10 protein-coding genes are annotated in these 8,094 nt (G+C 67.0%); 3 read left to right on the top strand and 7 right to left on the bottom strand.

The features are described from left to right. From WAX14_RS03090 to WAX14_RS03080, 3 genes are all read right to left on the bottom strand, one after another. Positions 1-1,398, bottom strand: a 1,398-nt coding sequence (locus WAX14_RS03090; protein WP_422626625.1) for an acetyl-CoA carboxylase biotin carboxylase subunit, incomplete at its 3' end; no start/stop codon positions are given. Positions 1,399-1,581: 183 nt separating this feature from the next. Then, positions 1,582-1,995, bottom strand: coding sequence for a SufE family protein (locus tag WAX14_RS03085; RefSeq protein ID WP_422626624.1), 414 nt, complete (start codon positions 1,993-1,995; stop codon positions 1,582-1,584). Then, a complete protein-coding gene (locus WAX14_RS03080) occupies positions 1,992-2,885 on the bottom strand; it encodes a sulfurtransferase (RefSeq protein ID WP_422626623.1) in 894 nt (297 codons plus the stop codon). Before WAX14_RS03080 ends, WAX14_RS03085 begins: the two co-directional genes overlap by 4 nt. 62 nt (positions 2,886-2,947) lie before the next feature. Between WAX14_RS03080 and WAX14_RS03075 the strand changes: the two genes are divergently transcribed. Both WAX14_RS03075 and WAX14_RS03070 read left to right on the top strand, forming a co-directional pair. Continuing rightward, positions 2,948-3,355: a group III truncated hemoglobin gene (locus tag WAX14_RS03075; RefSeq protein ID WP_422626622.1), complete on the top strand. Its 408-nt coding sequence runs from the start codon at positions 2,948-2,950 to the stop codon at positions 3,353-3,355. A gap of 57 nt (positions 3,356-3,412) precedes the next feature. Next, positions 3,413-3,790: a PLD nuclease N-terminal domain-containing protein gene (locus tag WAX14_RS03070; protein WP_422626626.1), complete on the top strand. Its 378-nt coding sequence runs from the start codon at positions 3,413-3,415 to the stop codon at positions 3,788-3,790. An 89-nt stretch (positions 3,791-3,879) separates the two neighbouring features. Here WAX14_RS03070 and WAX14_RS03065 read toward each other — a convergent pair whose 3' ends face one another. The 4 genes from WAX14_RS03065 to WAX14_RS03050 are packed head-to-tail and all read right to left on the bottom strand — an operon-like array spanning position 3,880 to position 7,100. Continuing rightward, complete coding sequence (locus tag WAX14_RS03065; RefSeq protein WP_422626621.1) at positions 3,880-4,464, bottom strand: hypothetical protein; 585 nt, start codon at positions 4,462-4,464, stop codon at positions 3,880-3,882. Then, a complete protein-coding gene (locus WAX14_RS03060) occupies positions 4,461-5,123 on the bottom strand; it encodes a Maf family protein (protein WP_422626620.1) in 663 nt (220 codons plus the stop codon). Before WAX14_RS03060 ends, WAX14_RS03065 begins: the two co-directional genes overlap by 4 nt. 1 nt (position 5,124) lies before the next feature. After that, positions 5,125-5,463, bottom strand: coding sequence for an acyl-CoA carboxylase subunit epsilon (locus WAX14_RS03055; RefSeq protein WP_422626619.1), 339 nt, complete (start codon positions 5,461-5,463; stop codon positions 5,125-5,127). Continuing rightward, positions 5,460-7,100: an acyl-CoA carboxylase subunit beta gene (locus WAX14_RS03050; RefSeq protein ID WP_422626618.1), complete on the bottom strand. Its 1,641-nt coding sequence runs from the start codon at positions 7,098-7,100 to the stop codon at positions 5,460-5,462. Before WAX14_RS03050 ends, WAX14_RS03055 begins: the two co-directional genes overlap by 4 nt. 133 nt (positions 7,101-7,233) lie before the next feature. On the opposite strand from WAX14_RS03050, the gene WAX14_RS03045 reads away from it, so the two are divergent. Then, a partial coding sequence (locus tag WAX14_RS03045; RefSeq protein WP_422626617.1) for a biotin--[acetyl-CoA-carboxylase] ligase occupies positions 7,234-8,094 on the top strand: 861 nt, incomplete at its 3' end.

Genomic DNA, 8,094 nt, shown 5'->3' with positions numbered 1-8,094 from the left:
GAACGGCTCGATGGTGTTGTCCCAGTCGGTTTCGATCCACTTGGTGTAGACGTCGAACTTCTCGACTCCGTTCTCGTCGACACTGCCGACGAAGGCAGGGTTCTCGACGATGTGGCGGTGGAACGGGATGACGGTGGCCAGACCGTCGACCTCGAACTCGGCAAGTGCGCGGGCGGCACGCTGCAGCGCCTGCTCGCGGTTCTCGCCGGTGACGATCAGCTTGGCGAGCATCGAGTCGAACTGGCCGCCGATGACGTCGCCCTGCACGACACCGGAGTCGACGCGCACACCCGGTCCGGTCGGCTCCTTGTAGACGGTGATGGGGCCGGGGGCGGGCATGAAGCCGCGGCCGGCGTCCTCGCCGTTGATGCGGAACTCGAAGGAGTGTCCACGCGGGGCGGGATCTTCCTTGATGGTGAGTTCTTCGCCGTTGGCGATGCGGAACTGCTGGCGCACCAGGTCGATACCCGCGGTCTCCTCGGTGACCGGATGCTCGACCTGCAGGCGGGTGTTGACTTCGAGGAAGGAGACGGTGTCGCCCTGCACGAGGTATTCGACGGTGCCCGCGCCGTAGTAGCCGGCTTCCTTGCAGATGGCTTTGGCGGACGCGTGGATGCGGGCGCGCTGCTCGTCGGTGAGGAACGGCGCGGGCGCCTCCTCCACGAGCTTCTGGAAGCGACGCTGCAACGAGCAGTCGCGGGTGCCTGCGACGACGACGTTGCCGTGCTGGTCTGCGATGACCTGGGCTTCCACGTGGCGGGCCTTGTCGAGGTACTGCTCGACGAAGCATTCGCCGCGGCCGAAGGCGGCGATGGCCTCGCGTGTCGCCGACTCGAACAGTTCGGGGATCTCCTCGATGGTCTGCGCGACCTTCATTCCGCGACCGCCGCCGCCGAAGGCGGCCTTGATCGCGACCGGCACACCGTACTGCTTCGCGAACTCGACGACCTCGTCGGCGTTCTTGACCGGATCCTTGGTGCCTGCGGCCATCGGTGCTTTCGCGCGCTCGGCGATGTGGCGGGCGGTGACCTTGTCACCCAGGTCGCGGATGGACTGCGGTGACGGACCGATCCAGATGAGGCCGGCGTCGATCACGGCCTGGGCGAAGTCGGCGTTTTCGGACAGGAAGCCGTAGCCGGGGTGGATCGCGTCGGCGCCGGACTTGCGCGCGGCGTCGAGGATCTTGTCGAACACCAGGTAGGACTCGGCCGAGGTCTGGCCACCGAGCGCGAACGCCTCGTCGGCGAGCTTCACGAACTGTGCGTCGGCGTCGGGTTCGGCGTAGACGGCAACGCTGCCGTAACCGGCGTCCTTGGCGGCTCGGATGACCCGCACAGCGATCTCGCCGCGGTTGGCGACGAGCACTTTCGTGATGTGCGCGCTGGCATGACTGGGCACGGAGCCTCCTGTTGATCGATCGTTAGGTTATTGCCGTCACGGTGAGTGTAGGCGTCAATCCGATAGACGATGTAACCGGATAGCGACTACACATTACGGCCCCGATCCAACCCCGCAACGTTACCGGCCGGTAGTCGAGATCGTGTGGTAGCCCGGAACCGAGTGGTCGGCGGGGCGGTGCCCTCAGGCCCGGAGATGCCGCTTGATCCGCGCGAGCATCGCACTCATTCCGCGCAGTCGTAGCGGACTCACCACATCCGCCAACCCGAGTGCCGAATAGAAGTCGTCCGGAACGTCGAGAATCTCCTGTGCACCGAGCCCGTCGAGACCCTGATGCAGGATCGACGCGAAGCCGCGCGTCGTCGGCGCCTCCGGTGGGGCACTGAAATGCAGTGTCACCCGATCGCGATCCGACGCGTCGACAGACAGGAACAGCGGTGACTGGCACTCGGGGACCGGTTCCATCGCCGCCTCCTCGAGTTCGGCCGGGAGCGGAGGGAGTTCCCGGCTGAACTCGAGCAGCAATTGCAGTTTGTCTTGACCGTCGACGGCGGCGAAGTCCTCGACGATCTCGGCGAGCGCGGCGGGCAGGCTCATCGGCCCGGAACTTCCCCGGGCTCGTCACCCTTGACGATCGGAACCCGCACCGCGTTGCCCCATTCGGTCCACGAACCGTCGTAGTTGCGCACGTTCTCGTAGCCGAGCAGGTGCGTCAGCACGAACCAGGTGTGGCTTGAGCGTTCACCGATCCGGCAGTACGCGATGACGTCCGCGTCCCGAGGCACGTCCGCGTAGAGCGCATCGAGTTCTTTGCGGGACCGGAACCGGCTGTCCGGAGCCGCCGACTTGGCCCACGGAATGGACACCGCGGTGGGGATGTGGCCGCCGCGCAGCGCGCCTTCCTCCGGGTAGTCCGGCATGTGGGTGCGCTCGCCGGTGTACTCCTGCGGCGAACGAACATCCACCAGCGGGGACGTGCCGAGTGCGCCGAGCACGTCGTCCTTGAATGCCCGGATCGGCGCGTCGTCGCGCGTGACGACGGGATAGCCGGCGGTGGCGACGGACGGCACGTCGAACGTCGTATCGCGATTCTCGGAAATCCATGCGTCACGGCCACCGTCGAGCAGGCGGACGTCCTCGTGTCCGAACAGCGTGAACACCCACAGCGCGTAGGCCGCCCACCAGTTGGACTTGTCGCCATAGATCACGACGGTGTCGGTGCGGCGAATCCCCTTGCGGTTCATGAGATCAGCGAACGCAGCGCCGTCGATGTAGTCGCGGGTGACCGGATCGTTCAGGTCAAGATGCCAGTCGATCTTCACCGCACCGGGAATGTGGCCGACGTCGTACAGCAGCACATCCTCATCGGATTCGACGACCTTCACCTCGGGATGTCCGAGGTGAGCGGACAGCCATTCGGTCGACACCAGTCGGGACGGGTCGGCGTAGGCGGAGAAAGCGGCATTGGCGTCGGGCGCGACGGGCACAGGGGCTCCTGAGGCAGTGGTGGCAGGTGCGCCGTCAATACTAGGCGGTAGGTTCGGTAGGCGTGATCCCCCGTGGCACCCCGACCACCGACCTGTCCGGTCGAGCCGACATCGATCTGCTGGTGCGCACGTTCTACGAGCGTGCTCTCGCCGATCCGGAACTGGCGCCGGTGTTCGAGATCCTCGCCGTCGTCGGCCTCGACGAACATCTGATCGTCGTCGGCGACTTCTGGGAACAGATCCTGTTCCGCACCACTCGCTACGAGGGCGCCTTCCTGCCGGTGCACCGGGCGCTGCACGGACACCACGGCCTCACGCCGGCACGGTTCGAGCGATGGCTCGCATTGTGGGCCGCGTCCGTCGACGACCTGTTCGCCGGTGTCGATGCCGACCGAGCCAAGTCCAAGGGTGAAGCAATGGCCCGGTCGCTCGCACGGTCACTGGAACATACGGTCACCGGACATACGTAGCATCCACGCGATGCGGCCGGCGACAACACGAGAGGACGACACGAGAGATGGGTGGGAATGCCGTACATCGGGCTGATCGTGATGGTGGTGTGGGTGGGTGCTCTCATCGACGTGATCTGCGCCGATGAACACCGGGTCCGGAACCTGCCCAAGACGCTGTGGCTGATCATCGTGATCACGCTGCCGATGGTGGGGTCGGTGTTGTGGCTGCTCGTCGGACGGCCCGAGGGAGAGATATGGACGCGACCGGGTTGGTCGCGTTCTCCCGCGCCGGGGTTCCCCGGGTACGACCGGCCGGGTCGGCAGGCCGTGCAGCATTCCGAATCGGACGAGGAGTTCCAGCGACAGTGCCGGGAGCGAGCCGAGCAGCAGCGGCGCGTCGCGAGGGAACAAGGGCGGCGGCGCATCGAGGACGACGGCGGCAGCGACGCGTGACCAGTGCGGTGATCTACTGCGAGACAGGAGATTTCCGCTGGCCCCGCAGCGGTGTCGCCGACGGGTGGCAGACGGAACCGAAACGTTCGTCAGTCTTCGTCCATCATCGCATCGAGCACGTGCCGCGCGAACAGCCGGTTGTGGCTTGACGCATCCGGGCCCGTACCGCTCGCCGAGAGTTGGTCGGCGAGGGGGCCGATGGTCGTTTCGTCCAAGGGAAGCTCGAAGAACTGATCGTCGGCGCCCTCGTCGGACAGGAACCAGTCGATGACCACAGCGTCGCCGTCTGCTGCCGCGTGGTCGGCACTGCGGAACTTCAGTAGGGGTAAGCGCATCGACAATTCGTCGAGTGACGAGCCGGTGCGGCTGATCAGAGCGGACGCCGAGGTGATCAGCACTGTCCGGTAGTCGACGGTCTCACTGCCCTCCGTGTACCGCTCGACGTAGAGCACTTCCATCGGCCCGATGTCGAGTGTGAAGAGACGTTCATGGTCGGCGGTCCGGTCGGTCGGCGGCAGACAGGTCAGTGTCCACCGGTCGACCTCACCGGTCGCGGGATCGTCGAAGGCCGACGCGAGATACCCGGCGACGAGATCGACGACGACATCGAAGAACGGATCTGTGCGCAGTCGGGTGAAGGACTTGTCGGTGGCGGCACGCTCGGCGGCGCTCATTCGCTTCCTCCTGGCGCGACGGCCCCGGGGTCGGCGGTCCAGAGGTCCGCGACGGAAACGCCGACCTCGCCGAGAAGCCTTCGGACAAGCGGCAGACCGATGCCGATCACCGACGACGGATCGCCTTCGAGGCGGTCGACGAACCAGCCGCCGAGACTGTCGAGAGTGAATGCACCCGCGACCTGGAGTGGTTCGCCGCTCGCGAGATAGGCGTCGAGTTCGGCGTCGGTCGGGGTGCCGAAATGCACTGTCGTGCCGCTGTGTGCGTCGGCGTGCGCGATGATGTCGCCGCCGCGAATCCGCAGCAGGCTGTGCCCGGTCAGCAGGTCGGCGCTGCGGCCCGCCATCGACCGCCAGCGGGCCCGCGCGACGTCGACGGTGCCCGGCTTGCCCTGCAACCGACCGTCGATGTGCAGCATCGAATCGCACCCGACGACGACCGCGTCGAACACACCGTCGTCACGTAACTGCGGCAGCACGTCGGCGGCCTTGGCGCGGGCGAGTTCGGTGACCACGAACTCGGGGGCGGCGTCGGGGCCGAGAGCCGCGACGATCGCATCCTCGTCGACTCCCGACACCCGTACGAGTGGTTCCACGCCGGCGGCGCGCAGCACGGAGAGCCGTGCCGGCGACGCCGACGCGAGCACCAATCGAGTCATGTCAGCCGCGGTTCGGATACGAGTACGGCGAGAACGGCGCCCATTGGCGATGCATCCGGGTCGGTGCACCCCACGTCTCTGCGGGACGGCCATCGCCGTCCGACGCGCCGTCCGAGGATGTGGCGGCGAGGACGGAGACGAGGACGGCGACGTCCTCGTCGGTCGGATTGCCCTTCACGATGCGGAAGGCCACCGGCGCCTCGGGGAGCACCTCGGCGGCCTCCGGGCGGGCAGCCGCATCGTCACCGGCCGCATCGATCACGGCGACCTCGCCGACAGCGTCGGCGGTTTCGGTCGAGTCGATGTCGGTGATGATCTTTTCCTCGGTCGTGGCGGTCACAGCGGAATGTTCCCATGCTTCTTCGGCGGAAGCGAAACCATCTTCCGCTCGAGCAGTCGCAAAGCGGACACGATCTGGCCGCGGGTGTGCGACGGCGGGATCACCGCATCGACGTATCCGCGCTCGGCAGCGACGTACGGGTTCACCAGGGTGTCCTCGTACTCGTTCTGCAACTGGAGGCGCAGCGCGTCGACGTCTTCACCGTTCTTGGCGGCGTCCTTGAGTTGCTGCCGGTAGACGAATCCGACGGCGCCGGAGGCGCCCATGACGGCGATCTGCGCGGTCGGCCACGCGAGGTTCACGTCGGCACCCATGTGCTTGGAACCCATGACGTCGTACGCGCCGCCGTACGCCTTGCGGGTGATGACGGTGATCTTGCCGACGGTGGCTTCGCCGTACGCGTAGAGCAGTTTCGCGCCGCGGCGGATGATGCCGTTGTATTCCTGCTCGGTGCCCGGCAGGAAGCCGGGGACGTCGACCAGCGTGATGATCGGGACGTTGAACGCGTCGCAGGTCCGCACGAAGCGCGCGGCCTTTTCGGAGGCGTCGATGTCGAGGCAGCCCGCGAACTGGGTGGGCTGGTTGGCGACGATGCCGACGCTGCGGCCGTCGATGCGGCCGAAACCGACGATGACGTTGGCGGCACGCTCGGCCTGCACCTCGAGGAACTCGTCGTCGTCGAGCAGTCGGCGAATGACCTCGTGCATGTCGTACGGCTGGTTCGCGGAGTCCGGAATAATGGTGTCGAGTTCGAGGTCCTCGTCGGTGAGCGAGTCCTCGATCGCCCCGGCGATCGGGTCGGTCGGGGCCAGGCGCGGCGCGGCGGCCTGGTTGTTCGACGGCAGGTACGACAGCAGGTCCTTGACGTAGTCGAGGGCGTCCTGCTCGGTGTCGCCGACGTAGTGGGCGACACCCGACTTGACCATGTGGGTGTGCGCGCCACCGAGGTCTTCCATGGTGACGTCTTCGCCGGTGACGGTCTTGATGACGTCGGGGCCGGTGACGAACATCTGGCTGGTCTGGTCGACCATCACCACGAAGTCGGTGAGGGCGGGGGAGTAGACGTGACCGCCGGCGGCGGGACCCATGATCAGCGAAATCTGCGGGATCACCCCGGATGCCTGCACGTTGCGGTGGAAGATCTCGCCGTACAGGCCGAGGGAGACCACACCCTCCTGGATGCGGGCGCCGGCGCCTTCGTTGATGCCGACGAGCGGCCGTCCGGTGCGCAGCGCCAAGTCCATCACCTTGACGATCTTCTCGCCATAGACCTCACCGAGACTGCCGCCGAAGACCGTCGCATCCTGCGAGAACACGCACACGTCGCGACCGTCGACGGTTCCGTAGCCGGTGACGACACCGTCGCCGACGGGCCTGTTGTCCGCCAGGCCGAAGTTGGTGCTGCGATGCCGCGCGAGCGCATCGAGTTCGACGAACGAGCCCTCGTCGAGCAGAGCATGGATCCGCTCGCGGGCAGTCAGCTTGCCTTTCGCGTGGACCTTCTCGATGGCGGCCTCGCCGCTGGGCGCGTGGGCCTGAGCGTGACGATTGCGCAGGTCTGCCAGCTTGCCGGCGGTGGTGTGGATATCGGGCGTACTCGCCGCCTCGGGCGCGGACGGCTCCTGGACAGTGGTCATGGCCAGTGAGCTTAGCGAGCGTCATACTGGTAAGGCGCATCGAGTCCCAGTTGTGTTGAATTATTTAACTCGAGCTACCGGTGAGTACGATTTCGCAGTCCTGCTGCGGTCGCCCCGGCCCTACGCTGTCCTCATGGCTCCGGACTCACATCCCCGACCTCACTCGACCGACCTTGCCACGCTCCGTGCCCCACTCGATGCCGGACGTCTGCGCGAAGCTCTGATCGAAGCCACCGGGCCCGCCGCGTACTACCAGCGGCTCGACGTCGTCGAGGAAACCGGATCGACCAACGCCGACCTGCTCGCCGCCGCGGATGCAGGTGACGTGCCCCGCGCCCTGCTCGCCGAGTTCCAGACCGGTGGTCGCGGACGCCACTCCCGCCGATTCGAAGGCACCCCGCACACGCAGGTGATCATGTCGGTACGGGTGACGCTGCCAGGCGTCGACCTCGCCGACCTCGGCTGGCTGCCGCTGCTCGCAGGCATCGCGACCGTCGATGCCGTTCGTTCCGTCACCGACGTACCCGCCGAGCTCAAATGGCCCAACGACGTGCTCGTCGGCGGACGAAAGGTCGCGGGCATCCTCGTCGAGATCGCCACGACCACGCCCGTCCCGGCGGTGGTCGTCGGCATCGGACTCAACGTCACGTTGACCGAAGACGAACTACCGGTGCCGACCGCGACGTCGCTGCTACTGGCAGGTGCGACCGAACTCGACCGGACCCGACTCGCTCAGGTGCTACTGACCAACCTCGCCGAGCGGATGCGCCGGTGGAGCGCCCACGACTGGGACACCGCGGCCCTCGCCGACGCCTATCGCGCACGGTGCGGCACCGTCGGGCAACGCGTGCGGGCAGTCCTGCCGGGCGACACCGAGCTGCACGGCACCGCCGTCGCCGTCGACGCTCACGGCCGCATCGTCATCCGCCCCGACGGCGCCGCCGAGCCGGTGGCGATCGCGGCGGGCGACATCACCCACCTGCGACCCGTGGGC

Origin of the sequence: Rhodococcus sp. (in: high G+C Gram-positive bacteria) (genome assembly GCF_049299235.1) — a bacterium.
Classification (GTDB): Bacteria; Actinomycetota; Actinomycetes; order Mycobacteriales; family Mycobacteriaceae; genus Rhodococcus.
Note: the sequence above shows the minus strand (reverse complement) of the source record. Positions and strands in the feature narration are given on the sequence as shown.

Bases quoted from the DNA above. Each gene is read 5' to 3' on its own strand.
- WAX14_RS03085 (WP_422626624.1), bottom strand. From the start codon at position 1,995: ATGAGCCTGCCCGCCGCGCTCGCCGAGATCGTCGAGGACTTCGCCGCC.
- WAX14_RS03070 (WP_422626626.1), top strand. From the start codon at position 3,413: ATGCCGTACATCGGGCTGATCGTGATGGTGGTGTGGGTGGGTGCTCTC.
- WAX14_RS03065 (WP_422626621.1), bottom strand. From the start codon at position 4,464: ATGAGCGCCGCCGAGCGTGCCGCCACCGACAAGTCCTTCACCCGACTG.
- WAX14_RS03060 (WP_422626620.1), bottom strand. From the start codon at position 5,123: ATGACTCGATTGGTGCTCGCGTCGGCGTCGCCGGCACGGCTCTCCGTG.
- WAX14_RS03050 (WP_422626618.1), bottom strand. From the start codon at position 7,100: ATGACCACTGTCCAGGAGCCGTCCGCGCCCGAGGCGGCGAGTACGCCC.